A 25,845-nucleotide genomic window follows, 5' to 3' on the forward strand; every position below is an offset into this window, starting at 1 on the left:
CGTGCCGAATCGCAGACAATAAAAAACGCCGCAATTGCGGCGTTCTTTATTTCGGCGTCCCGAAAGGTTCGAAAACGTAGCGATTAAACGCGAACGAAGTCGATGTGAGCCAGTTTTGGCTTGAACGGGTGACGCTGTACAGCCTGAACCTTAACTTTGGTTTCTTTACCGTCGATAACCAGAGTTACTGCTTCGCTGTAGAATTCTGGTTTAGCTTCCATGTTCTTAACAGAATCATGGTCCAATTCGATGGAAACTGCAGCTTCTTTGCCACCGTAAACGATAGCTGGGAATTTGTTTGCTGCACGCAGGCGGCGGCTCGCACCTTTACCCTGGTCTTTACGTACTTCTGCATTGATAGTGAACATTGTTTTTTCTCTTAAAAGAAAATTTACCCTGCTACAGGCGACCCAAGTAGCAAGTTCGGAATTCCGCTTTAACGCTGGGCAGGCCCAGGTAAAGCGCGCGGCATTTTAACGGAAAGCCGCCCGCAGGGCAACGAAAACCTGCCCAGATTGAGGGCCGTTCGCTCAGGCCAACTGATTGGCGCGGCGGAAACGGCCTTGATAATCGAACACTTTCTCGCGCACCTGCCAAAACTGGCCGCGTTTGCGCGCCACCACGAAATCCGGATGGCGCAGCGCCTGCTGTTGCGCCAGCACGTCGGCGGCGGTGTGCCAGGCGAACGGCACGCCCGGCGCGCGCTGGTGCGGGCGCAGGAACAGCATCTCGAACGCTTTGCGCTGCGCCGGCGTCTGCAGACGGAAACGCTCGCTGGTGCTGGTGCCGTCCTCGTCGTAATAGGTGGCCTTCAGCCATTCGCCCTTGTCATCGCGGCCGCTCTGCAGCTCCATGCCGCCGCAGCGCAGCACCAGCGCGTCTTTCAGCTTCAGCGCCGCCTTCAGCATGTCGTCGGGATCGACCAGCACCTCCTGACACTGATGGCAGCGGCGTGCGGCGATGTCGTTCTCCGCGCCGCAGTGCGGGCAGCTCTTGAACCGGAAGCGGTAATCGCACTGTTCGCGGTGGCCGTCGTCGTCTTCCAGCCACCCCTGGCAGCGGCGGCCGTAGTGCTCGATAATGTCGCCGTTCTCGGTGCACTTGCCCCAGAACAGATTGGCGAAGCCGCAGGCCGGGCAGAACACCTGCACCGGCTGGCTGTCGCCGTGCGGCTTGCTGACGCCGACCTCCGGCGTAAACAGATCGTGCGGGTTGCCGGCGTAGTCGAGGATCAGACAATCTTCCTTGCCGGGCGCCAGCCGCAGCCCGCGGCCGACGATCTGCTGATACAGACTGACGGACTCGGTCGGGCGCAGGATCGCGATCAGATCGACGTGCGGCGCGTCGAAACCGGTGGTCAATACCGCGACGTTGACCAGATAGCGCAGCCGCTGCTGTTTGAACGCCTCGATCAGCGCATCGCGCTCGGCGGGTGGCGTTTCGGCGCTGACCAGCGCGGCTTCGCCGTTCGGCAGCAGGCCGTGGATTTCGCGGGCGTGTTCGACGGTGGCGGCGAAGATCATCACGCCTTTGCGATCCTCTGCGTATTCCACAATCTGGCTGATGATGTGCGGCGTGACGCGGTTTTGCCGCTTCAGCTCGCGGTTCAGATCCGCTTCGCTGAACAGGCCGTTGCTTCTGGCCTCCAGCCGGCTGAAATCGTACTGCACAATCGGCATGTCCAGCCGCTCAGGCGGCACCAGGAAGCCGTTCTTAATCATATAGCGCAGCGGCAGCTCATAGATGCAGTCGCGAAACAGGCTGGCGCCGTCGCCACGGGTGAAACCGTGGTAGTGATACTGGTAAATCCAGCCCTTGCCCAGACGATAGGGCGTGGCGGTCAACCCCAGCAGCCGCAGCTGCGGGTTGGTTTTCTGCAAATGCTGGATGATTTGTTGGTACTGGCTGTCGTCGTCATCGCTGATGCGGTGGCATTCGTCGACGATCAGCAGCGAAAAGGCGCCGTTGAACAGCGGCAGGTTGCGCGCCACCGACTGCACGCTGCCGAACACCACTTTGCCGGCGCTTTCTTTTTGTTGCAGGCCGGCGGCGAAGATGTCCGCCTCCAGGCCGTAGGCGCAGTATTTGGCGTGGTTTTGCGCCACCAGTTCCTTGACGTGCGCCAACACCAGCACCCGCCCACGGGCGCGCTTCGCCAGTTCGGCGATCACCAGGCTTTTGCCGGCGCCGGTCGGCAGCACGATCAGCGCCGGTTCGGGACGCTGCCGGAAATGGTTGATGGTGGCTTCGACCGCTTCCAGTTGGTAGGGGCGTAGGGTAAAGGCCATAAAATGAACGCCGTAGAGTGGAATGGGCCGCCGGGTACAGATCTTGTCGCCTCCGTTCCCACAGAAACAGCGACATTTTACGCCCCGGGCGGCCGAAAAATTTCTACTATTATGCCTTCTGCGCACGCGCGGTGCGAGAAGCGTGAAAATTACCTCTGTCGGGCAACGCGTAGTGTCGCTATACTTGTGTGACAGCAATCGCTGTTCCCCCACGCGATTTCCCCCCTGAACCTGCTATTTGCACCTGGTGCAACGGCGGGCGTCATATTTTGGCAATACGATCAATGCGATCATAACAACGACAGGCAAAGCAGATCCCATGCGATTGGACAAGTTTTTATCTCAGCAGTTAGGCATCAGCCGTGCGCTGGTCGCGCGCGAACTTCGGGCTAAACGCGTCACCGTGGACGGTGAGGTGGTGAAGAGCGGGGCGATTAAACTGACCCCGGAGCAAGAAGTGGCGTTCGACGGCAATCCGCTGCAGCAGCAGAACGGCCCGCGCTATTTCATGCTCAACAAACCGCAGGGCTACGTCTGCTCTACCGACGATCCCGATCATCCGACGGTGCTGTATTTCCTCGATGAGCCGGTCGCGTACAAGCTGCACGCCGCCGGGCGGCTGGATATCGACACCACCGGGCTGGTGCTGATGACCGACGACGGTCAATGGTCGCACCGCGTCACGTCGCCGCGCCACCACTGCGAGAAAACCTATTTGGTCACGCTGGAGCACCCGTTGGCGGAAGACACTGCGCAGCGTTTCGCTGAAGGGGTGCAACTGCACAACGAGAAAGATCTGACGCGGCCGGCGACGCTGGAGCAGGTCGACGAGCACGTGGTGCGCCTGACCATCAGCGAAGGGCGCTACCACCAGGTGAAGCGGATGTTCGCCGCCGTCGGCAACCGGGTGATCGCGTTGCACCGTGAGCGCATCGGCGCCATCGCGCTGGATGACGATCTGGCGCCGGGCGAATACCGCCCATTGACGGAAGAAGAGATCGCCAGCGTGGGCGCGCCGCACCTGCAGGACTGATAACCGATCATTGATTGCGGCCGATTAAGGAGTCGTGGAACGTGCAACAGAACCGAACCTCTCATCTCGGTTTGATTTTCATTCTGGGCCTGTTGTCCATGTTGATGCCGTTGGCCATCGACATGTACCTGCCCAGCATGCCGGTGATCGCCGCCCAGTTTGGCGTCGAGTCCGGCAGCGTGCAGATGACGCTCAGCGCCTATATGCTCGGCTTCGCCTTCGGGCAGCTGTTCTATGGGCCGATGTCGGACAGCATCGGCCGCAAGCCGGTGATCCTGTGGGGAACGCTGATCTTCGCCATCGCCGGCTGCGCCTGTGCCATGGCGCAGTCTATCGATCAGTTGATCGGGCTGCGTTTCCTGCACGGTTTGGCGGCGGCCGCCGCCAGCGTGGTGATCAACGCCCTGATGCGCGATATGTTCACCAAGGATGAGTTCTCGCGCATGATGTCGTTCGTCATTCTGGTGATGACCATTGCGCCGCTGCTGGCGCCGATGATCGGCGGTGCGCTGTTGCTGTGGTTCAGCTGGCACGCCATCTTCTGGACCATGGGCGCCGCGGCGCTGATCGGTTCGCTGCTGGTAGCCTTGTTCATCAAGGAGACGTTGCCGAAAGAGCGGCGACAACGGTTCCACCTGCGCACCACGCTGGGCAACTTCGGTTCGCTGTTCCGCCATAAGCGGGTGCTGAGTTATATGTTGGCCAGCGCCTTCTCGTTTGCGGGCATGTTCTCGTTCCTCAGCGCCGGGCCGTTCGTCTACATCGAACTGAACCACGTTTCGCCGCAGCATTTCGGTTACTATTTTGCGCTGAACATCGTCTTCCTGTTCCTGACGACGCTGATCAACAGCCGCAACGTGCGGCGCTTCGGTGCGGTCAAGATGTTCAAGCTGGGGCTGCTGGTACAGCTGGCGATGGGGCTGTGGCTGATGGCGGTGAGCACCGTGGGCCTGGGATTCTGGGCGCTGGTGATCGGCGTTGCGGTCTATCTGGGGTGCATCGCGATGATCTCCTCCAACGCCATGGCGGTGATCCTGGATGATTTTCCGCATATGGCGGGCACCGCTTCTTCCCTGGCCGGCACGTTGCGCTTCAGCATCGGTGCGCTGGTGGGGGCGGTGCTGTCGATGGCGCCGGGCAAAAGCGCTTGGCCAATGGTCACCTCGATGGCGCTGTGCAGCATCGTGGCGGTGCTGTTCTATGTTTACGCCAGCCGGCCGCGCGATCGCGCAGCCTGATGTTCTCCCGATGCGGGGCGTGTCGCTCCGCATCGTCACGGGGTTGCGCCCTGCCATTTCAGGGAGCAACCGGCAATGAAAAATTTGTTGCTAAATATACGCAAGCTAATTAATTGGCCGTTTTCCCATCTGTGTGCTTTTTGTTAAAAAAATCCGCCAGCGTGCCGCCCAATATTCCCCGAGTAGCGCGGCGCGCTGTTGGCTGAGCAGCGCGGGGGGTTTGTATTAGGGTTGATGTAAATCAAGGTATTAGCAACAGTGCCTGCGCTAACGTGACGGGTAAGATGTTTCTTCATTGTAAAAATATGGCGACGAAAAAGTAGTCGCATTGCAAGAAAAAAGAGTTGAGATCGCTGCGGGAAAGGGTTACATATAACGCAAAAATGCGAGCTGAGTCGCAAAATGCCGTGAAATAACACCGCACGGCGCGCCAAAAAGTGGCACGGCATCGGCAAGCACGGGGTCAGGTTAATGGCTTGCGGCAAAATTTACATTTAAATAACATTTGTGCGCGGCAGAGTCGGGAGTCAACGGCTATAACTTAGTAACCCTGTCAGGTAAAAGTGTTTCACCTTTTCAAACTAGGGATTTCATGTGGAGAGTATCCAACTTTCGGTAGTGCATCGCTTGCCGCAAAGTTATCGTTGGCTATCCGGTTTCACCGGCGTGAAGGTCGAACCGATTCCGTTTAACGGAATAGACGAAGATAACAACCTGATTGGGCTGAAGTTGCTCAGCCATGAAGGGGCCGAGGCCTGGCAGGTCATGCAACAGCTCAATCTGTCGTTGCAGGAGATTCAGGTCGACTGTGCGATCGTCGAATGGGAAGGGGAACCTTGCCTGTTCGTGCAGCGCAGCGACGAGAGCGCCACCATGTGCCGCCTGAAAAACGTCGGTGCCGCGATCGCCGAACCGCTCAGCGCGCAATACCCCTTCTGAATTCGCCGCTAATCCGCCAACTTCAGCAGTTGACGGGTATAGTCGGCCGCGGGCGCCGCGAAAATCGCCCGGCAGTCTCCCTGTTCAACCACTTCCCCCTGTCGCAGTACGATGACCTGGTGACATAGCGAACGCACCACCTGCAGGTCATGGCTGATGAACAGATATGCCAACCGGTGGCGTTGCTGCAGCGATTTCAGCAGCGTCAGGATCTGCGCCTGCACCGATTTATCCAGTGAAGAGGTCGGCTCGTCGAGGATCAGCAGCTGCGGCTGCAGGATCAGCGCGCGCGCGATGGCGATGCGCTGGCGTTGGCCGCCGGAGAACTCGGTGGGATAGCGGTGGCGAAGCTGCGGATCCAGGCCGACTTCCCGCAACACCTCGATCACGCGTTGTTCCCGCTGCTCGGGGCTAAGTCGCTGGTGCACCTCCAGCCCCTCGGCGATGATCTGCTGCACGCTCAGGCGCGGATTCAGTGCGGAATAAGGATCCTGGAAGACGATTTGCATTCGGCTGCGGTAGGGCAGCATCTGTTTCATCGTGAGCGGGTGCAGCGGTTCGCCGTCGAACCAGATGGCGCCCTGCGAGGCCAGCAGACGCAATAGCGCAAGCCCGGTGGTGCTTTTACCCGAGCCGGATTCTCCCACCAGCCCGACGCTTTCCCCGGCGCGCAGCTCGAAACTCAATGATTTCAATGCATAATGATAGTCCACCGTGCGGCGCAGCAGGCCACGCCGAATGGGGAAGCGCACCTGCAGATCTTCCACCTTGAGCAGCGGCCGCTCGTCACCGGAGCGCGCGTTGGCCGCGGCAGGCAACGGCAGCGGCTCACCGACGTCTTCGGCGGCCAGCAGCTGCTGCGTGTAGGGATGCTGCGGCCGGCTGAACAGCTGCGCGCGGCCGTTTTGCTCTACGCAGCGCCCCTGGCGCATCACCGCCACGTTGTCCGCCAGGCGGCGCACGATATTCAGATTATGGGTGATGAACAGCAACCCCATGCCCATCTCTTGCTTCAGCTCTTGCAGCAGCGTCAGGATCTGCGCCTGGATAGTTACGTCGAGCGCGGTGGTGGGCTCGTCGGCGATCAGCAGTTTCGGGCGGGTCAACACCGCCATGGCGATCATCACCCGCTGGCGTTCGCCGCCGGACAGCTGATGCGGGTAATCCTGCAGCCGGCTCTTGGCCTGACGGATGCCGACGCGCTCCAGGCATTCGACGATCTCTGCGCGCGCGGCTTCGCGCCGCAGGCCGCGGTGCAGCATCAGCACTTCCGCCAGTTGCTTCTCGATGGTGTGCAGCGGATTGAGCGACACCATCGGTTCCTGAAAGATCATCGCGATCTGATTGCCGCGCACCTTGCGCAGTGCCGCTTCCGGCGCATGCAACAACGACTCGCCGTTGAACAGAATATCGCCGGCAGGGTAAACCACCGGCGGCGCAGGCAGCAGACGCAGTATCGACAGGGCGGTGACGCTTTTGCCGGAGCCGGATTCCCCTACCAGCGCCAGCGTTTCCGCCGGCGCTATTTGCAGCGAGAGTTCGTTGACCACCGGCGTGACGGTGTCGCCCTGGCGGAAGGCTATGCTGAGATCCTGAATAGCGAGCAAAGGAGTGGCCATATCAATGCGCCTTGCTGGGGTCAAAGGCGTCGCGCACCGCTTCGCCGATAAAGATTAATAACGACAGCAGCACTGCCAATACCAGGAAGGCGGTGATGCCGAGCCACGGCGCCTGCAGATTGTTTTTGCCTTGCAGCAGCAATTCGCCGAGCGACGGCGAGCCTATCGGCAGACCGAAACCGAGGAAATCGAGCGACGTCAGGGTGGTGATCGAGCCGCAGAGGATAAACGGCAGGAAGGTCAGCGTCGCCACCATGGCGTTGGGCAGCATATGGCGGGACATGATTACCCGATCCGGCACGCCCATGGCGCGCGCGGCGCGGATATAGTCAAAATTGCGGGTGCGCAGGAATTCGGCGCGCACCACGCCCACCAGGCTCATCCAGCCGAACAGGATGGTGATGCCGAGCAGCCACCAGAAATTGGGCTGGACGATGCTCGACAGCAGAATGATCAGAAACAGCGTCGGCATGCCCGACCACACTTCGATAAAGCGTTGCCCCCACAGATCGAAACGCCCGCCGTAATACCCCTGCGTCGCGCCGACGCACACGCCGATCAGGCTGGAAAACAGCGTCAGCGCCAGGCCGAAAAGCATCGAAATGCGAAAACCGTACAGCACCCGGGCCAGCACGTCGCCGCCGTTGCTGTCGGTGCCCAGCAGGTTGTGCCGCGAAGGCGGCGAAGGGAAGGGCACCTCGGTGGCGAAGTTGATGGTGTCGTAACTGAAGCGGATCGGTGCCCAGACCGCCCAGCCGTGCCGTTCGATCTGCCGCTGCACGAACGGATCCTGATAGTCGGCTTCGGTATTCAGTTCGCCGCCGAAGGCGGTTTCGCTGTAGCTAATCATAAACGGCAGGTACAACCGGCCTTCATAACGCACCAACAGCGGTTTGTCGTTGGCGATCAGATCGGCGGCCAGGCTCAGGGTGAATAGCACCAAAAAGATCCACAGCGACCAGTAGCCGCGGCGGTTGCGGCGAAAACGCGCCCAGCGCGCCTGGTTGATCGGGCTAAGGCGGCTCATTGGCGGGCCTCGAAGTCAATGCGCGGATCGACCAGGGTGTAGGTGATATCGCTGAGGATATTCAACAGCAGGCCGATCAGGGTGAAGATATACAGCGTGCCGAACATCACCGGGTAGTCGCGCTGCAGCGTGGCGTCGTAACCCAGCAGCCCCAGGCCGTTGAGCGAGAACATCACCTCAATCAGCAGTGAGCCGGTGAAGAACATGCTGATAAAGGTGGCTGGAAAACCGGCGATCACCAGCAGCATGGCGTTGCGGAACACGTGGCGGTACAAGATTTTTTTCTCGTCCAGCCCTTTGGCACGGGCGGTGGTGACGTACTGTTTGCGGATCTCGTCGAGGAACGCGTTTTTGGTCAGCATGGTCAGGGTGGCGAAGCCGCCGATCACCGTCGCCAGCACCGGCAGGGTGATATGCCACAGATAGTCGGCGATCTTCGCCGGCCATGAGAGGGTGTCGAAGTTGCTCGATACCAGGCCGCGCAGCGGGAACCAGTCCAGGTAGCTGCCGCCGGCGAACAGCACGATCATCAGAATGGCGAACAGAAAAGCCGGAATGGCGTAGCCGATGATAATCAGCGTGCTGCTCCAGGTATCGAACGCGCTGCCGTTGTGGACGGCCTTGCGGATGCCGAGCGGGATCGACACCAGATAGATGATCAGCGTGCTCCAGAGGCCCAACGTGATGGAGACCGGCAGGCTCTGGCCGATCAGTTGCATCACCGAAGCGCCGCGAAACAGGCTGTCGCCGAAGTCGAAGCGCATATAGTTCCACAGCATGGTGAAGTAGCGCTCGTGCAGCGGTTTGTCGAAACCGTAACGTTGGGTGATCTCGGCGATCACCTCCGGATCCAGGCCGCGCGAACCGCGATATTGGCCGTCGCCAGCCGCGATGCCCGTCCGGGCGTGGCCCAGGCCTTCGCCGACACCGCCGCTGCCAAACCCGCTGCCGTGCCCGAGCTCGATGGCGGCGATGGCCTGATCGACCGGACCGCCGGGGGCGATTTGCACGATAAAAAAGTTGATGGTGATGATCGCCCACAGCGTGGGGATCACCAATAACAGTCTGCGTATCAGATAGGCCGCCATTCCGACTCCTTATTGCCGCTGAGCCGGTAAGCGCGCCGCCTTGTTGACGTCGTACCACCAGTTGTCGAAGCCGATCGCATAGGCCGGGCGAATCGACGGCGTGGAGAATTTGTCCCAATAGGCGTAGCGGTCGTGGTTGGAGTACCACATCGGCAGCATGTAGTTGTTCCAGGTCAGCACCCGGTCCAGCGCGCGGCCGAGCGGCAAGAGGGCTTTTTCGTCGCCCTGATGGGCGGCGATTTGTCTGACCAGGCTGTCGACCGCCGGATCTTTGACGCCGGGGGTGTTATAGCTGGAATCAATGTACTGCGAATCCCACAGAATTTGCAGATCGGCGCTGGGGAACGGCATCGCCATATACACCGTCGACATCATGTCGAAATCGCGCTCGCGCATGCGGCGGGTGTACTGCGAGGCGTCAATCTCGCGGATTTGCATATCGATGCCCAACCGTTGCAGGTTGTGGCGGAACGGCAGCACGTACTGGAAGTTGCTGCCGCTCAGCAACATCAGTTCAAAGGTGAACGGCTGGCCGGTTTTGGCGTTGACCAGCTTTTGATTTTTGACCACCCAACCGGCTTCTTTCAGCAGTTGGGTCGCCTTCAGCAGGTTTTGTCGATCGTTGCCGCTACCGTCGGAGGAGGGCGGTTGGTAGATGCTGGTAAATACCTCCGGCGGTATCTGGCCCTTGAGCGGTGCCAGCAAGGCCAGTTCAGCGGCGTCCGGGTAGCCGCGGGCGGCGTAGGCGGTGTTTTGGAAATAGCTGTCGGCGCGCTGATAGGCGTTGTAATACAGCGCCTTGTTCATCCAGTTAAAATCGAAAGCCAGGCCGATCGCTTCCCGTACCCGACGATCGGCGAACAGCGGTTTTTGCAGATTGAACGCCAGCCAGCGGGTATTCTGCGCCGCCTGGTTGGTCTCGTCTTGCTTGATGATGTAGTTGCGCGCGAAGTTGCCGCCCTGATATTGGGTGGCCCAGCTTTTGGGCGACGGCTCGATGCGGAAATCGTAAGCGCCGGCCTTGAAGGCTTCCAGCGATACCTTATCGTCCAGATAATAATCGTAACGAATGCTGTCGAAGTTGTAGCGGCCGCGGTTCACCGGCAGATTGGCGGCCCAGTAGTCGCGCACCCGCTGATAGATGATGTACTGGCCGAGGCGGTAATCGCCGATTTTATACGGGCCGCTGGCGAGCGGCGGGGTGCTGAGCGGTTCGTTGAGCTTATGGTTTTTCCAGAAGCTTTCCGGCAATACGCGCAGGCTGAGCAGACTGAGGATTTGCTCACGGTTCGCCTTAGGCAGCTCGATGCGCACCGTCAGCCGGGAAATGGCTTTGACCGTGACGCCTTTGTAATAGGAGCGAAACTGCGGCACGCCTTCGGCCATGAATTTATTGAAGGTAAAGGCCACGTCGGCGGCGGTGATCGGGCTGCCGTCCTGGAAGCGGGCGCGGGCGTTGATATCCAATTCCATCCAGCGCATGTCGGCCGGGAAACGGGCCGATTCGGCAATCAGCGGGTAATAGCTGCCGGGTTCGTCGTCGGAGTTGGTGAACAGCGTATCGTACAGCTCCATCGTGCGCTCGCCGGGCACGCCGCGGGTAGCGAAGCGGTTGAAGTTGTCGTAGGTGCCGATGGCCGCCAGCCGTACGTCGCCGCCCTTGGGCGCCGCCGGGTTGACGTAGTCGAAATGGCTGAAGTCGGTGGCGTATTTCGGTTCACCGAGAAGGGCGAAAGCGTAGCTTTCGTTGAGGGCTTCGGCCCGCAGACCGAAGCTCAGTGCCGAGAGCACCAGAGCAGCGAAAATGCGCACGGACATCAGACGGTAAGCTCCTGCTGTGGAATAAAGTACAGCCTGCGCCCAGCATAACATTCTTCGGGCGGGCGCAGGGTAAAGATGCTTAAAGATTAACTATTTTTTTCCTGATAATCAAAGACCTGATGAGCATTGCAGTAAGCGACGAAATCATCGATGCTCAGCGGCTTGCTGAAGTAGTACCCCTGCATGAAGTTGACGCCGTGCTCTTGCAGGAACTGCATCTGCTCGGCGGTTTCCACGCCCTCGGCCACCGTCAGCATTTTCAGCTTTTTCGCCAGCGAGATCACCGCATCCAGCACCGGCGCGGTGACCGTATCCTGGCCGATGGTGTTGACGAAACCACGGTCAATCTTCAGATAATCCATGGTGAAGCGCTCAAGATAGATCAACGCGCTGTGCCCGGTGCCAAAATCGTCCACTGCGATCTCGATGCCCTGTTTGTGCAGCCAGTCAAACTCCGCCAGCGCGCTCTCTTCTTCCACCATGCCGCGTTCGGTGATTTCAAACACCAGCGTAAAGTAATCGCCCGGCAGCTGCGTCAACAGTTCATACACGTCCTGGTGGAACGACGGCGCGCTGAGGTGGGCGGGGGAAATGTTGAGGCCAACTTTACCTCCCCGTGGCAGCGCTTTGGCGAGCTGTGGCACATCTTCGGCGATCAGCCTGAACAGGTGGCGGGTAAGCGGCACGATTAGCCCGTTGCTTTCGGCGTAGGGGATAAAGACATCGGGCGGAATACGGCCCTCGATCGGATGCTGCCAGCGGATCAGCGCTTCCAGCCCGCCGATGCTGTTGCTGTCGGTGTGGAACACCGGCTGGTATTCGATAAAGAACTCGTTGCGCTTGATGCCACGCAGCAGCGCGCGTTCCGGGCTTTGCCGCAGCAGCAGCATGTAGTAGCAGAGTACGCCGGTCATCAATGACAGCACCAAGCTGCCCAGCAGCGTCAGGCGAATGTCGTTGGGGGTTAGTTTCTCGTTGTAGAACAGGATGGTCAGCGGCAGATTGGGCAGCGTCAGGTTATCCGCCTTGCCCTTCGGCAGCTGATTGACCGGCATCAGGTTCGGGCTGAAAGTGGTCAGCGCGCGGTTGCCCATCACGATGGCGATGCCCGGCGCCTGTTCGTCGTGCGAGGTGAACAGCAGGTAGGGCATCAGATCGATGTCCAGCGTAGCGAGGATGCCGGTGGCCTTTTCGCCGGGATGCCGCAGCCAAACCGCAACCGCCGGTTTGTTTGGCACCATCGGCGTACCCTGCTGCAGCTTGAGATCCAGAGGCAGATCCCAGTCGATATCCTGGTAGATATTTTTCATCGGCAACATCATGTCGCCCGTGGCGGAGGAGCAATAGGCGTAACCGTCCTTCACCAACAGGAAGGTGCGCACGCCGCTGGTAAAGGCCGCCTGGTAGGTAATGTCCGACTGGCTGGAGAGGCAAGGCTTGTCCAGCAGCGGCATCATTTGCCGCATCACCGCCGTCAGATGCGAGATATAACCCAGCGTGAACTTTTGCGTGCGCGCTTCGACCTTATGTTGATATTGCGTGCGCTGGTGATTGATCAAAGAAAGCGTGACCGCGGTGAATAGCGTAAAAAATACCAGGGCGGCGACACCGCTTTTGGCCAGGCTGCGTTGTCGGTGAGACACGCTGCGGGCGAAAGCTCTTTTCAAGCCCATAACCGAGCCCTCTGCAACAGGGCGTCAGGCGTGTCGCGCAGCCAGTTAATGGATTGTGCCAGCGGCTTTTTTTTCATTTTTGCCTTTTTATCCCGTACCAACCGGCGGCGCCGTTTAAATATGCGGCGTCGCCGACAGAAATATCATGCGCATAATATCAGCGGAAACGTTTTAAATAACGCCGGGGCGCCGTTGCCGTCATCTGACGATAATAGGCGAGTTTTTCCTCGACGGCGCGATTTCCTGCCAACAGTTTATCAAAATAACGACGTGCGGCAGTGTTAAGTGGGGAACGGTGACGATAAGGCAGGGATCAATCTTGATGATACCCGTTCGACAGCCCAAAAAAAACGCCGCCCGTGGGCGGCGCTTATCGCTCGTTTGGTATTCAGGATCTTCAGGGCGTTGCGCCGTCAGCCGTTGGTCAGCACCCGGCGCGCTTCTCGATAACGTTTATTCCAATAGTTATCGGTCAGCTTGGAAATCATGACCCCACTGCTGGTGGAGGCGTGAACGAACTGATCGTTGCCTAAATAGATGCCGACATGGCGCCCGGTAGAACCGGCGCGGAACAGCACCAAATCGCCGGCGCGCAGCTTGGTGCGCTGGATTTTCTTGCCGAGATCTTCCTGTTCATAGGTTGAACGCGGTAAATCCATGCCGAACTGTTCGCGGAAGGTGCGCTGCACAAACGCCGAGCAATCGATGCCGCGCTTGGTGTCACCGCCTAAGCGGTAGCGAACGCCTTTCCAGTCCGCGTACTGATCCATAATCTTTGACTTGACGTCAACGTTGCGGACCATCGCTTCGAATTCATCCTGAGAGGCTTGCAGTAAAAGACCGTCTTTGTCATTAACTGCACGCATCTCAGTTTGTGCGTTATTCAAGTTCGAAGTGTGAGTCGAGCTGCACGCTGACAGCATAACCGCAGCGGCAATTGCAGGGACTACCCGCAAAAAATATCTCAGAAACGGTTGAGATTTGACCATTGTTGTTGTTTTCCCTTGAAGTCCTTAACGACGAAAGTCGCTACCTGAAAAATGCCAAACGAAACGAGCCTAGTCCGCACCTGTTGCATCGACAACCAGTTACCGTTGAAAACGTGCGAGAACGCACATTTTTATCGGATTTCATACTGATTCGACTTAAACCAGGCACAAACGCATCTGAGATTACCGGAACCAATAGGGGATTGCGAGCCTTTTTCCCGTCTTTTTTATATGAATTTGTGATGTAACATAATGTAAATCTTCATATAAAAAACGCCAATTGTCCGATGTATGAATCTGGCGTGAAATCAGGTTGCAAAAGCGTTAACGAACGGCGGGGAAATTTTTGCGCGCGGCGAGGGGGAGAGGACGGGAGGCGGGCGCCTCCCGGAATGAGTCATAGACACAAATTATGGTTGGCCGGGGCGGTGCTTGCCGGGCAACAGGCGATTCAACCGATCGACGATCCAGTCGCTGCAAGGCGTCATCAGCACCCAGCTGGCGCCAACCAGCACTACGGACAATGAGCCGACGGCGATATCGGTAAACCAGTGGGCGCCAATCATCACGCGCGGCAATGAGAAGACCACCGTAATCAGCAGGGCGACGGCGAAGGCGCCGCGGCCGAAATAGCGCAGCATAAAGCAGGAAAAAATAATCAGCATCATGCCGTGGTCGCCGGGGAAGCTGTCACCAGAAGCGTCCTTGGTGGGGATGCCGGTCAGCTCGCTGACGCGATGGATATTGTCAAAGGTCAGGGTGGGGCTTGGATGTTTCACCGGCAGCAGGTGGCCAAGCTGGTTCAGCACCACGGCGGTCAGCAGCATCACCACGCCGGTGATCACCAGGCGGCGGCGGCCGGCGGCGTCCTGCTTCAGATAAAAGTACAGATACAGCAGCCCCATGGCGAGCAGCGAGATCGCGTCGAACGCGCGGTTGTTGGTGATGGCGACCAGATGCAAAAACGCCGGGTCGGTGGCCAGATGGCGGTTAAAGAAGAAGAAGATCGCCGAATCCAGGGTAAACCAGCCGCCGTGATTGGCCGGCAGGAACCAGGACAGAAACAGCGCAACGCCCAGTAAATTGAAGAAGAGAATGAAGGGTAAATTGCGGCGTGTCATGACATAACCTGTTGGAAAAATGAAAACGAAATAAAACCCGGCTACCCTGCGGCAACCGGGGGGCAACGGTACGGGGTCTAACTTAAACGAATCTTAAACAAGGCGGATTGCAGGGCATTCCAATCGGCATTTTCGCTGTGGATAAGCTCAATTCGGCTGTCGAGCGGCGCGACCGGGCGGGTTTCGATGTTGAGATCCTGCCCCTGACGATTGATCAGCAATGTGCCTTCGGGGATGCGCACCACGCCTTTGGCGCGTTCGACCGGCGCGAGTCGCACCCATTCCATGAAACCGACGGTGTCGAACCGGGTATCGCCGTCAAAAATCCAGCCGCAGCTGGTGAAGCCTTGCCCTTCATTCAACGCTCGCCGCCAGCGGGCGTGCTCCGGCAGCCGCAGCGCCGCCAGCCCCTGCTTTTTCGCCTGACCATGATGATGCTGCGCGTCCGGCAATTCTGTACGATTCGTGCGAGGAAGTGACAACAACGCGACATCCGTTTCGCCTTGCGCGATGGCGTAGCAGGGCCGCTGCAGCGGGTCTTGCGCCCTCCAGGCCTCCAGCGCCCGCCTGTCTTCCGGCTGATAGGTGTCGCTTTTGCTGGCCAAAATAACGTCGGCCGCGGCCAGCTGATCGCGGAAGTTTTCGTTGTCGCGGTAGCGGGGCTGGCTGAGCTGGCGGGCATCCAGCAGGCACAGGGTAGCCTGCAGATCGATCCAGCCGGCATAGCTCTCCTGGGTCAGCAGCGACAGGATTTGTTTCGGATGCCCGAGCCCGGTCGGCTCGATCAGCAGCCGGTCCGGTTTGGCCTGCTGCAACAGCATATTCAGGCCCACCTGCATCGGCAGGCCGTTGACGCAGCACATGCAGCCACCGGGGATCTCTTTGAGCACCGCGCCGCTGTCCGCCAGCAGCGCGCCGTCGATGCCAATCTCGCCGAATTCATTGACCAATACCGCCCAGCGTTCATGTTCGGGTTTATGAGCCAGCAAATGGCGGATAGTGGTGGTTTTACCGCTGCCGAGGAAACCGGTAATCAAATTGGTTTTGGTCATTAATCATTCCTGGCGCAAAAATTAACCTGCTTAATAAATGAGTTACGCAGCCGTATCGGTGAAACGACCGCGATTTAATTTGTGCTCTATCTCGCAAATTTTGCACGTCACCCTGCGCTTTTCAACCGATAAAATCCACCTTTCTTTGCAAGAAAATTCTTAGATAAAACCCTGTATTAGATACGGTTAACTTTTGTTAGTAGCTTGTTTTTACATTGTTAATGACGCGATTAACGATCAAATCCTGTCCCTTTCCTTGCGATTATTCCTAACAAGATCCTCTATGGTTAAATTGGCTTAACTAAAAATGAGGTTGCCATGAATACCTTTCGGTTATTTTTGATCGTAGGAATGTTGTTTTCATGGACGGCAGTGAGTCATGCAGGCGTGGCCGGCGGGGTAATTCGCTTCGTCGGTTCTATCGTTGAAAGTCCTTGCACGGTCAATATTGCAGATTCTAAGGCGAATACGCAATGTTACCGCAACGGCCAGCGTTATCAGGCCCAGCAAGCGTTGTCAGGTTTTGATACTACACGCAAAGAACTTCCGCTAAATCTAGGCACAACCGAAATGAAGTGGGTGGACCAACAGAAGAAACTTGCTGTTATGACGGTCGTTTATCGTTAAGTCGTTCCGCCATGCCGGCGTAACGTTACGCCGGCATGGTTATTCTCGGCCCTGCAGGCTCCTCACCGCATCACCCACTCCTTCACCGTTTCACGCGCGCCGCGATCGCGCAGCGATAAATAGGCTTGCGTCACCGCTTCGGTAAATGCCGCATGCGCCGCCAGCGCTTCGCCGAATACCGATTTCAACGCCAACAGCGCCGCTACGCGCCGCCGATCGTCCGGCGTTGCGGCGATCGTCTGCTTCAGCACGTCTGCCAGCGGATCGCGAATGTCGATCGGCTCACCGGCGTCATCGACGCCGCCGACGTAACGCATCCAGCCCGCCACGCCCAGCGCCAGCCCGCTATAGTCGCCACCGTGCCGCAGATGCCAGCGCACGGCGTCCAGCAGGCGCTGCGGCAGCTTTTGCGTGCCGTCCATGGCGATCTGCCAGGTGAGGTGTTGCAGCGCCGGATTGCTGAAGCGCGCGATGAGCTGCGCGGCGTAGTCGGGCAGGCTGATGCCGGTGACGCTCAGCGTCGGCGCCTGTTCGTCCAGCATCAACCGCAGGGCGGCGCGGCGGTAGTGCTCATCCGCCATGCACTCGTTGATATAGCGGTAGCCGCCCAGGTAGCCTAAGTAAGCCAGGAACGAGTGGCTGCCGTTCAGCATGCGCAGTTTCATGTGTTCAAACGGCAGCACATCGCTGACCAACTGGGCGCCGGCCAACTCCCACGCCGGGCGTCCGGCGGTGAAGTTGTCTTCCACTACCCATTGAATGAAGGGCTCGCAGGCGATGGCGCATTCGTCGCGCACGCCGCCCAGCGCGGCGGCGATCTCATCCAGCGTGGTCGGCGTGGCGGCCGGCACGATGCGATCCACCATGGTGCAGGGGAAGGTGGCGGCGGTGGCGATCCAGTCGGCGAGCGACGGATCCCGCGCCTGCGCCAGATCGAGCACCGCCCGGCGCAACACGTGGCCGTTCTCCGGAATATTGTCGCAGGAGAGCAGGGAGAAGGCGGGCAGGCCGCGTTCGCGCCGCAACCGCAGCGCTTCCACCAAAATGCCGGGCGCGGTCTGCGGCTGATGCGGCCACGCCAGATCGGCGACGATCCCCGAATGCTGTCGATCCAACCGTCCGCTGCCGGGTTCGATGCAGTAGCCTTTTTCGGTGATGGTCATCGAGACGATCGCCACCTGCGGTTCGGCCAGCTTCTCCAGCACCGCGGCGATGCCCTCCAGCTTGCGGTGCAGGCTCTCATGCACCGCGCCGACCACGATGGCCTGATGGCCGTCCGCGCCTTTCTCCAGCACGCTGTACAGATGATCCTGTTGCCGCAGCGCCTCAAACAGCGGCACGCCGCCGGAAAGACTGATCTCGCAAATGCCCCAGTCGCCGCCGTGGGCGTTCAGCACCCGATCGGTCAGCAGCGCTTGATGCGCGCGGTGGAACGCGCCGAAGCCAAGGTGCACGATGCGGCTGCGCAGGGCCCGGCGGTCATAGCCCGGCTGCCGGACGGCGCCGGGCAGCGGGGTGTTGGCGATCGTTTTCATCTCATCTCCAAAGCGTGTAAGACAGCTGGCGGGCCACTTGCGCCAAGTTAGCAGACCAGTTTTCTGCCACATAGACAGGGTGGCGCCGGCGATAAAAAACTGCGACCAGTGTAAGGATGTCGGCCGGTTAAAGGAATTGGTCAGTCCAAAATAAGCCAGAAGCGTGAAGTGGATCAACCAATGAGGGGTTCGGTTTTGACAGCGCGTGGCGAAAGAGTAAGTTAAAGATAACTGACATCTAAATTAAACTGGTATAACAGCATTGCGGTGCGAGACAGGCATAAGGACAATACATGGAACAAACATGGCGTTGGTATGGCCCGAACGATCCGGTTTCTTTGGACGACGTGCGTCAGGCCGGGGCGACCGGGGTGGTGACGGCGCTGCATCATATCGCGAACGGCGAAGTCTGGCCGATCGACGAGATCCGCGCGCGACAGGCGCTGTTGGCGGAAAAGGGGCTGGTGTGGTCGGTGGTGGAGAGCGTGCCGGTACATGAGGAAATCAAAACTCACAGCGGTGACTGGCAGCGGCATATCGCCCATTACCAGCAGACGCTGCGCAACCTGGCGGCCTGCGGCATCGATACCGTCTGCTACAACTTCATGCCGATCCTCGATTGGACGCGCACCGATCTGGCCTATTCGCTGCCGGACGGCGCCAAAGCGCTGCGTTTCGATCAGATCGCCTTCGCCGCGTTCGAGCTGCATATCCTGCAGCGCGCCGGCGCCGAGGCCGACTATACGCCGCAAGAGCGCAGTCAGGCGGCGGCCTATTTCGCCGCCATGAGCGAGGAGGAGAAAGCCACGCTGACGGGCAATATCATCGCCGGGCTGCCTGGGGCGGAAGAAGGTTATACGCTGGAGCAGTTCCGCCGCCGCCTGGCGGAATACGATGGCATCGACAAGGCGCGGCTGCGCGAAAACATGGCGGTCTTTCTGCGCGCCATCGTGCCGGTGGCGGAAGAGGCCGGCATCCGGCTGGCGGTGCATCCCGACGATCCGCCGCGGCCGATCCTCGGCCTGCCGCGCATCGTCTCCACGATTGAAGACATGCAGTGGCTGAAGCAGACCGTCGACAGCATTCATAACGGCTTCACTCTGTGCACCGGTTCCTACGGCGTGCGCGCCGACAACGATCTGGTGCGGATGATTGAAACCTTCGGCGATCGCATTCACTTTACCCACCTGCGCGCCACCTGCCGCGAGGAGAACCCGAAAAGCTTCCACGAGGGGGCGCATCTGCAGGGCGATGTGGACATGGTGGCGGTGATCGAAGCGATCCTGACCGAAGAGCTGCGTCGGCAGCGGGCAGGCGATCGGCGGCCGATCCCGATGCGCCCCGATCATGGGCATCAGATGCTGGACGACTTGAAAAAGAAAACCAATCCGGGCTATTCGGCCATCGGGCGGTTGAAAGGGCTGGCGGAGCTGCGCGGCGTCGAGCTGGCGCTCAAGCGGCGTTTTTTCCCGGAGTTGCCGTAGCGGAAAATGAAACGGGGCCGAGCATCGGCCCCGCTGGCGCGACTAGTCGGCGCGGCTCATGTAGCGGCGTTCGGCGATATGAATGCGAATTTTGTCGCCGGCGCTGAGGTATTCCGGCACGTGGATCACCAGACCGGTCGCCATGGTGGCCGGTTTGTTGCGGGCGCTGGCAGAGGCGCCTTTGATGCCCGGCGCGGTCTCGACGATTTCCATATCCACGGTCTGGGGCAGCTCCAGCGCCAGCACCTGGCCATCCAGCGTCAGCACCTGCATGCCCGGCAGGCCGCCTTCCGGAATGAACAGCAGCTCGTCTTCGATCTGGTCTTTCTTGAAGATGTACGGGGTGTAATCTTCGTCATCCATGAACACGTATTCTTCGCCGTCGATATAGGAGAAGTTCACCTTGCGGCGCGACAGGGAAATGGTGTCCAGGATATCGTCGCCCTTGAAGCGTTCTTCCACTTTCAGGCCGGTGCGCACGTCGGAGAAGCGCATTTTGTACAGGGTGCTGGCGCCGCGGGCGCTCGGGCTCTGCACGTCGATATCTTTTACCAGCAGCAGCTTGCCGTTGTAGCTGATCGCCATGCCGCGCTTAATTTCGTTAGCTCTTGCCATTTCAATTCATCCGCAATGAAGAGTATTAGAGAAGTTGCGACAAGGTACTCGCGCCGCCGATTTCAGGCAATAGCCCGGCGCAAAAACAGTGCGGGAAAGGGAGGGCGGCCGCCCTCCCGTCGGGGATTAGTGGAAGACCGGCAGCAGGCCGAACAGCGACAGAATATGCGCGGCGGCGTTGATCAAGCCGAACAGGATGACGAACAGGATCACGCCGTTGCCGCCCGGTGCGCGGTAACCGGCCTGCGGATAGCGGCGGCGGCTGGCGCGCGCCATCAGCGCCGGCACGATCACCGCCCAGATGGTGGCCGCCAGCCCGGCGAAGCCGATGGCGTACAGGAAACCGTTCGGGAACAGCAGCGCGGCCAGGGTCGGCGGCACAAAGGTCACCAGCGCGGTCTTGCTGCGCCCGACGGCGTCGTCCTTGAACTTGCAGAAGTCCGCCAGGTAGTCGAACAGGCCCAGCGACACGCCGAGGAACGAGCTGGCCAGCGCCATATAAGAGAAGGCGTTCAGCAGTTGGCTGACGGTCTGGCTGCTGGAGACGTTGCCCATTTGCTTGAGCAGGCTGCCGATATTGCCGCCCTCGGCGATCACCTGCTTAAAGGCGTCGCGTGCGATATTGCCCTGAATCACATACTGCCACAGGATGTAAATCGCCAATGCCAGCAGGGTGCCGTACACCAGGCTGCGCACCACGGAGCCGCTGTCCTTGTGGTAGTACTTCACCAGCCCGGGAATGTTGCCGTGGTAGCCGAACGAGGTCAGCAGGTAAGGCAACGCCGCCAGGGCGTAAGGCAGATAGCTGGCCTGGTTATCGCCGGTATTGAACAGCACCGCAGGCTGCACGTGGGTGAACATGTCGCCCACCGACATCACGAAGGTGATCACCATGCCGCCGATCAGAATGGTGCTCAGGCGGTCGACCGCGCGGGTGGAGAGCCAGACGATAAACGCCACCACCAGCGCGAACACCAAACCGGCGGTGGTCTGGCCGACGCCGACGATGCCCTCCAGCGTGTGCGCGATGATCGAACCACCGGCGGAGATATAGGCGTAGGTCAGGATGTACAGCACGAACGCCACCGACAGGCCGTTCACGGCGTTCCAGCCCTTACCCAGCAGATCCTTGACCATGGTGTTGAAGCTGGCGCCGCTCGGGTAGTGCAGCGTGGCTTCGAGGATCATCAGGCCGGAAAGCAGCATGCAGGCCCAGGTATACACCAGCAGCGCGACGGAGCCGCTGAACCAGACACCGGAAGTGACGATCGGAATGGAAAACATGCCGGCGCCAACGGCGGTTCCGGCAATGATCATCGCGCCGCCGAGGACGGAAGGGCGGGCCAGCTTCTGGATGGTGTCCGTAGACATGTGTGCTCCTGATGGAAGAGGTTCTTTTGTACTAGCTCAATGGTACATGGGTGCATGGCGCATGTAAAGCGGGGGAATTGCACGTTTCACGCACTTTCGAGTTTAAATAAAGGTTTGTTGAGCGTTTATTCGCTATGGGATGAGCCGGCCGGCGCAGGGCGATGAGTGTAAAGATCGCAGGGGCGCAGGGATTCTGCTGGCGGCCACCGCACGCGGCTGCTATTGTCGCGCTTCTTTTCCCCAGCCCGCCAGGAGTAGCGCTGATGGACTGTCGCAGCGACTGCGGCGCCTGCTGTATCGCGCCGTCAATATCCAGCCCGATCCCCGGCATGCCGAACGGCAAGCCCGCCAATACCCGCTGCATTCATCTGGATGAACGGCTGCGCTGCGGCCTGTTTCATTCGCCGTTGCGGCCGAAGGTGTGCGGCAGCCTGCAGCCGAGCCGCGACATGTGCCACGATCACCGCGATCAGGCGCTGATTTATCTCGCCAGGCTGGAAGCGGACACCGCGCCTTAAGCGTCTTTCAACCGCCACAGACACAGCGTCGCGCCTGCCGCCATCGCCAGCGCGGCGTAAAACACCGCATGGTAGCTCCAGATTTCCGCCACCGCGCCGGCGAGGGCGCCGGCGATGATCCAACCCACCCGAATGGTATTGGTGAACAGCGTGGTGGCCGTGCCGGCCTGACCGGGCATCAAATCCTGGAAATAGAGCATGCCTATCCCCGCCAGCACGCCGATAAACGCCGCATTCAGCAGCTGCAGAGCGATGAGTTGCCCACTGCCGGTGATAAGCAGCAGACCAGCGTAGAACAGCACGCCGGCGGCCGCCGCCACGCGCATCAGGAAACGCTTGCCGCAGCGTTTCGCCGCCAGCCCGGCGAGCAGCATGATCGGGATCTCCAGCCCGGCGGCGGCGCCCATCAATATCCCGGCCAGCCGCTCCGGCAGCCGCAGTTCGTGCACTACATACAGCGGCATAGTGATCAGGTACATGCTGTTGGCGGTCCACATCAGGGTGCAGGCGGCGAACAGCAGCAGCGCATCGCGGCGATGCTGCCGCGGCGCGGCCAGCGGGGCGCCCGTCGCCACGGCTTTCGGCATCGAAGGCAACCGCTGCCACACCAGCAGGCCGCACAACACAAAGGCCGCCGCGCCCGCCAGATACAGGGTCTTGAAGCCGAATCCCAGCGCCAGCGCGAAGGCGATCGGCGGGCCGATTACCCAGGCGAGCGAGACCTGGGCGCGCATGATAGAGGTGAACATCACCGCCTCGCGCCCGGTGCGATCGGCGTGTTCGCGTGCCAGCGCGAACATTTGCGGGTTAGCGGTGGAGCCGAAGCTGGTGAGCAGCACGCCGACGAGCAGCAGCAGGTAATAGTTGCGGCTCCAGGCGAACAGGGTGAACCCCAACGCGCCCAGCATGCAGCAGAGGAAGATCAGTGATTTGCGGTCGCCTTTTTTATCCGAACGGCCGGCGAGAAACTGGCTGACCAGAATGCCGATCACCGCGCTGCCGGTAAAGAATAGCCCGACCAGCGCCGGCCGCACCTTGACTTCGGTTTCCAGAAACAGGCTCAGCGTCGGGGTTTGCAACGCGCCGGCGATGCCGGTCAGGAAGGCCACCGCCAAAAAGGCCAGCGAAGTGAGATCGGGCGTGCGTCGCGTTACTGCGGATGAAGTCGGCATGGCGGTTGATAATTCGTCGAAAAAGGGAGCTCGCGCGCATCATACGCCCGTTGAAAAGAAACGCAAACCGCTATCCCTCGGCGCAGAGTCAGCGACTCTGTCGCGCGGCGACGAGGAAAACAGGGGCGCGCCGCGCCCCCTTGCTTGCCGGTAAATCAGGCGCCTTGCGGCACCGCGTGTGCGGTATTTTTCAGCGCCGGCCCCTGATATTTCTCGATCTGCAGCTGCGCCATCTGCCCGCAGTTGCCCTGCGCCAGGCTGGAAGAGCCGATGTCGAAGGTCAGGCAGTTGACGTTGCCGTTCTTGCACAGCGAGCCGGGCTGCGCCGGATCGGCCGGATCGAACCAGGCGCCTTCGCTGATGCGCACCACGCCGGGCCGCACGTCTTCGCTGACCACCGCCCCCACCAGGATCTGGCCGCGATCGTTAAACGCCCGCACCAGATCGCCGCCGGTGATGCCGCGCGGCTGCGCGTCCTGCGGGTGGATCAGGATCGCCTCACGATCCGCCACCGCGTATTTCTTGCGCAGCGGCGTATTGTCGAGCTGGGAATGCAGCCGATTGGTCGGGTGCGCGGTATTGAGCGACAGCGGATACTTGGCCGCTTCCGGCCCGCGATACCACTCGTGCGGCGGCATCCAGGTCGGGATGCCGGGGCAATCCGCATAATGCATTTTGGCGATGGCGTCGGAGTAGATTTCGATCTTGCCCGACGGCGTGCCCAGCGGGTTAAGCAGCGGGTTGTCGCGATAGTCGGCAAAGCGCACCCACTGCTTATTGGCCTCCGGCACCGGGAAACGCACGTAGTTGTTGGATTGCCAGAACATGTCGAACGGCGGCAGCGCCACCCGCGCGGCGCGCGCCTGGTTTTTCATGTCGTCGTACATGCCTTTCAGCCACTGGGTTTCGTCCTTGCCTTCGGTAAAGGCTTCCTGCACGCCCAGCCTGGCCGCCATCGCCGAGAAGATGTCGAAGTCGCTGCGCGATTCGTGCTGCGGCGGCACGCATTGATGCATCGGGAACACGTAGAGCTGCGAATAGTCGCCGCCCATTTCCAGATCGTTGCGCTCGTAGCTGGTGGTGGCCGGCAGCACGATATCGGCATGCTTGGCGGTGGCGGTCCAGTAAGGCTCGTTGACCACGATGGTGTCCGGCCGCTGCCAGGCTCTGACCAGGTTATTAGTGTCCTGATGCTGGTGGAAGGTGTTGCCGCCCGCCACATACACCATTTTCACCTCGGGGTAGGTGACCTTGGCGCCGTTGAAGTCGATGGTTTTGCCCGGATTGCTCAGGCATTCGGCGATGCGCGCCACCGGGATCGGCGCCGGCGAGTTCTTCGGCGCATTGCCGGCGGAGATGCCGGCGATGATGCCGCCCTTGGCGGTCGGGCTGCCGCCGGACGAATAGTGGTAGCTGAAGCCGAAGCCGCCGCCCGGCAGGCCGATTTGGCCGAGCATCGCCGCCACCGTCACCAACAGCCAGTGCTGCTGTTCGCCGTGGTGCTGACGCTGAATGCCCCAGCCGCCCATGATCATGGTGCGGCTCTTCGCCATCTCGCGCGCCAACGCGCGCAGCGTGTCGGCATCGACGCCGCTGATGTCGGCCGCCCATTCGGCGGTTTTCGCCACGCCGTCGTTCTCGCCCAGCAGGTAGGCCTGGAACTTGTCGAAGCCGACGGTATAGGTTTTCAGGAAGTCCGGGTTATGCAGCTTCTCGGTCAGCAGCGTGTGGGCGATGCCGATCAGCATGGCGCCGTCGGTGTAAGGGCGCGGGGCGATCCACTGCGCATTGACGAACTTGGCGCTGTCATTGTGCACCGGATCGATGCTGATCACCCGGGTGCCTTTCTTCTTCAGCGCTTCGAAGCCGGTCTGGCCGACGTGATCCGGCACGTTCCAGCTGTTCTTCAGCGTGACCATCGGGTTGCAGCCCCACAGGATCACCAACTCGCTGTTCTCGATCACGTTCGGCCAGGCGGTCTGCTGTTCGTAGACCTCCATCGAACCGACCACGTGCGACATGATCACCTGCGCCGCGCCGGTGGAGTAGTCGCCGGCGTAGCCGAGGAAACCACCGGTCAGGTTCATCAGGCGCTGCAGCAGCGTGCGGCTGTTGTGCAGCATGCCGACGCTTTTCCAGCCGTAGGAACCGGCGTAGATCGACTGCGGGCCGTGATCTTTCTGCAGGCGAACGATCTCATTGCACACCAGCTCGGTCGCTTTGTCCCAGCTGACGCGCACCCACTCATCGCGGCCGCGCAGCTCGGTGCGGCTGCCGGGGCCGCCTTCCAGCCAGCTTTTGCGCACCATCGGGTATTTGATGCGGTTCTCGGCGTGTACCTGATAAGGCGCCATGGTGATCAGCTCATTGGGATACGGATCGTCCTGCACCGGCTGCACGCCGACCATCTTGCCGTCCTGCACGATGGCCTCAAATGCGCCCCAGTGGGCGCCGGTCAGGATGCCTTTTTGCGCCTGACGCAAGACGATGAACTGCGGCAGCGCTTCGCTGATGGCCTGCGCCAGTGCCGCTTTGGGCCATAAGCCCGCCAGCAGCGGGGCAGCGGTCAGCGCGGCGGCGCCGGTCAGGAAGCGGCGGCGGCTCATTTTTAACGGTTGTTGGTTGCTCATTGCGC

At 60.2% G+C, this 25,845-nt stretch carries 21 protein-coding genes; 6 read left to right on the plus strand and 15 right to left on the minus strand.

Features of this window, described 5'->3' with window-relative positions:
* Positions 1-83 precede the first annotated feature (83 nt).
* A complete protein-coding gene (gene rplY / locus CRO23_RS07435; protein WP_004935776.1) occupies positions 84-368 on the minus strand; it encodes a 50S ribosomal protein L25 in 285 nt (94 codons plus the stop codon).
* A gap of 162 nt (positions 369-530) precedes the next feature.
* The gene (locus tag CRO23_RS07440) at positions 531-2,288 is read right to left on the minus strand and encodes a DEAD/DEAH box helicase (protein WP_049300470.1); all 1,758 of its coding nucleotides are present in this window, start codon (positions 2,286-2,288) and stop codon (positions 531-533) included.
* Between the two features lie 319 nt (positions 2,289-2,607).
* Between CRO23_RS07440 and rsuA the strand changes: the two genes are divergently transcribed.
* From rsuA to CRO23_RS07455, 3 genes are all read left to right on the plus strand, one after another.
* Positions 2,608-3,321, plus strand: a complete 714-nt coding sequence (gene rsuA / locus CRO23_RS07445) for a 16S rRNA pseudouridine(516) synthase RsuA (protein WP_016926969.1) — start codon at positions 2,608-2,610, stop codon at positions 3,319-3,321.
* Between the two features lie 41 nt (positions 3,322-3,362).
* Entirely contained in the window at positions 3,363-4,559 is a 1,197-nt protein-coding gene (locus CRO23_RS07450) for a Bcr/CflA family multidrug efflux MFS transporter (RefSeq protein ID WP_015378537.1), read from the plus strand.
* Between the two features lie 594 nt (positions 4,560-5,153).
* Positions 5,154-5,498, plus strand: coding sequence for a YejG family protein (locus CRO23_RS07455; RefSeq protein WP_004935763.1), 345 nt, complete (start codon positions 5,154-5,156; stop codon positions 5,496-5,498).
* An 8-nt stretch (positions 5,499-5,506) separates the two neighbouring features.
* On the opposite strand, the gene yejF is transcribed toward CRO23_RS07455, so the two are convergent.
* From yejF to CRO23_RS07500, 8 genes are all read right to left on the minus strand, one after another.
* Positions 5,507-7,117, minus strand: a complete 1,611-nt coding sequence (gene yejF, locus CRO23_RS07460; RefSeq protein WP_097101647.1) for a microcin C ABC transporter ATP-binding protein YejF — start codon at positions 7,115-7,117, stop codon at positions 5,507-5,509.
* A 1-nt stretch (position 7,118) separates the two neighbouring features.
* Positions 7,119-8,144 (minus strand): ABC transporter permease, encoded by a 1,026-nt coding sequence (locus CRO23_RS07465; protein WP_015378535.1) that lies wholly within the window; start codon positions 8,142-8,144, stop codon positions 7,119-7,121.
* Positions 8,141-9,232, minus strand: a complete 1,092-nt coding sequence (locus tag CRO23_RS07470; protein ID WP_016926973.1) for a microcin C ABC transporter permease YejB — start codon at positions 9,230-9,232, stop codon at positions 8,141-8,143. Before CRO23_RS07470 ends, CRO23_RS07465 begins: the two co-directional genes overlap by 4 nt.
* A 9-nt stretch (positions 9,233-9,241) precedes the next feature.
* Positions 9,242-11,050, minus strand: coding sequence for an extracellular solute-binding protein (locus CRO23_RS07475; protein ID WP_097101649.1), 1,809 nt, complete (start codon positions 11,048-11,050; stop codon positions 9,242-9,244).
* A gap of 89 nt (positions 11,051-11,139) precedes the next feature.
* Positions 11,140-12,726, minus strand: coding sequence for a cyclic di-GMP phosphodiesterase (locus CRO23_RS07480; protein WP_016926975.1), 1,587 nt, complete (start codon positions 12,724-12,726; stop codon positions 11,140-11,142).
* A gap of 413 nt (positions 12,727-13,139) precedes the next feature.
* The gene (gene mepS, locus CRO23_RS07485; RefSeq protein WP_025303553.1) at positions 13,140-13,715 is read right to left on the minus strand and encodes a bifunctional murein DD-endopeptidase/murein LD-carboxypeptidase; all 576 of its coding nucleotides are present in this window, start codon (positions 13,713-13,715) and stop codon (positions 13,140-13,142) included.
* A 410-nt stretch (positions 13,716-14,125) separates the two neighbouring features.
* Positions 14,126-14,836 carry a phosphatase PAP2 family protein gene (locus tag CRO23_RS07495; RefSeq protein WP_049300473.1) on the minus strand — a complete coding sequence of 237 codons (711 nt, stop codon included), beginning with the start codon at positions 14,834-14,836 and terminating at the stop codon, positions 14,126-14,128.
* 77 nt (positions 14,837-14,913) lie between these two features.
* Complete coding sequence (locus CRO23_RS07500) at positions 14,914-15,888, minus strand: CobW family GTP-binding protein (protein ID WP_049300474.1); 975 nt, start codon at positions 15,886-15,888, stop codon at positions 14,914-14,916.
* Between the two features lie 318 nt (positions 15,889-16,206).
* On the opposite strand from CRO23_RS07500, the gene CRO23_RS07505 reads away from it, so the two are divergent.
* Positions 16,207-16,515, plus strand: a complete 309-nt coding sequence (locus CRO23_RS07505; RefSeq protein ID WP_033635274.1) for a type 1 fimbrial protein — start codon at positions 16,207-16,209, stop codon at positions 16,513-16,515.
* A gap of 62 nt (positions 16,516-16,577) precedes the next feature.
* On the opposite strand, the gene CRO23_RS07510 is transcribed toward CRO23_RS07505, so the two are convergent.
* Complete coding sequence (locus tag CRO23_RS07510; protein ID WP_097101652.1) at positions 16,578-18,050, minus strand: mannitol dehydrogenase family protein; 1,473 nt, start codon at positions 18,048-18,050, stop codon at positions 16,578-16,580.
* Positions 18,051-18,343: 293 nt separating this feature from the next.
* Here CRO23_RS07510 and uxuA point away from each other — a divergent pair, with 293 nt between their 5' ends.
* Entirely contained in the window at positions 18,344-19,534 is a 1,191-nt protein-coding gene (gene uxuA, locus CRO23_RS07515; protein ID WP_097101654.1) for a mannonate dehydratase, read from the plus strand.
* Between the two features lie 42 nt (positions 19,535-19,576).
* Here the strand turns inward: uxuA and yeiP are convergent, their stop codons facing one another.
* On the minus strand, positions 19,577-20,149 hold the full coding sequence (gene yeiP / locus CRO23_RS07520; RefSeq protein WP_004935725.1) for an elongation factor P-like protein YeiP: 573 nt from the start codon (positions 20,147-20,149) through the stop codon (positions 19,577-19,579).
* Positions 20,150-20,275: 126 nt separating this feature from the next.
* Entirely contained in the window at positions 20,276-21,520 is a 1,245-nt protein-coding gene (gene mtr, locus CRO23_RS07525; protein ID WP_097101656.1) for a tryptophan permease, read from the minus strand.
* 263 nt (positions 21,521-21,783) lie between these two features.
* Here mtr and CRO23_RS07530 point away from each other — a divergent pair, with 263 nt between their 5' ends.
* A complete protein-coding gene (locus tag CRO23_RS07530) occupies positions 21,784-22,038 on the plus strand; it encodes a YkgJ family cysteine cluster protein (RefSeq protein WP_015378527.1) in 255 nt (84 codons plus the stop codon).
* Here the strand turns inward: CRO23_RS07530 and CRO23_RS07535 are convergent.
* Positions 22,035-23,210, minus strand: coding sequence for a sugar efflux transporter (locus CRO23_RS07535; protein ID WP_016926982.1), 1,176 nt, complete (start codon positions 23,208-23,210; stop codon positions 22,035-22,037). The two genes, CRO23_RS07530 and CRO23_RS07535, sit on opposite strands and share 4 nt — an antisense overlap.
* 155 nt (positions 23,211-23,365) lie before the next feature.
* Entirely contained in the window at positions 23,366-25,840 is a 2,475-nt protein-coding gene (gene torA / locus CRO23_RS07540; RefSeq protein WP_097101657.1) for a trimethylamine-N-oxide reductase TorA, read from the minus strand.
* Positions 25,841-25,845: the final 5 nt, after the last annotated feature.

It is taken from the genome of Serratia sp. JKS296 (genome assembly GCF_900215445.1).
Lineage (GTDB): Bacteria > Pseudomonadota > Gammaproteobacteria > Enterobacterales > Enterobacteriaceae > Serratia > Serratia marcescens.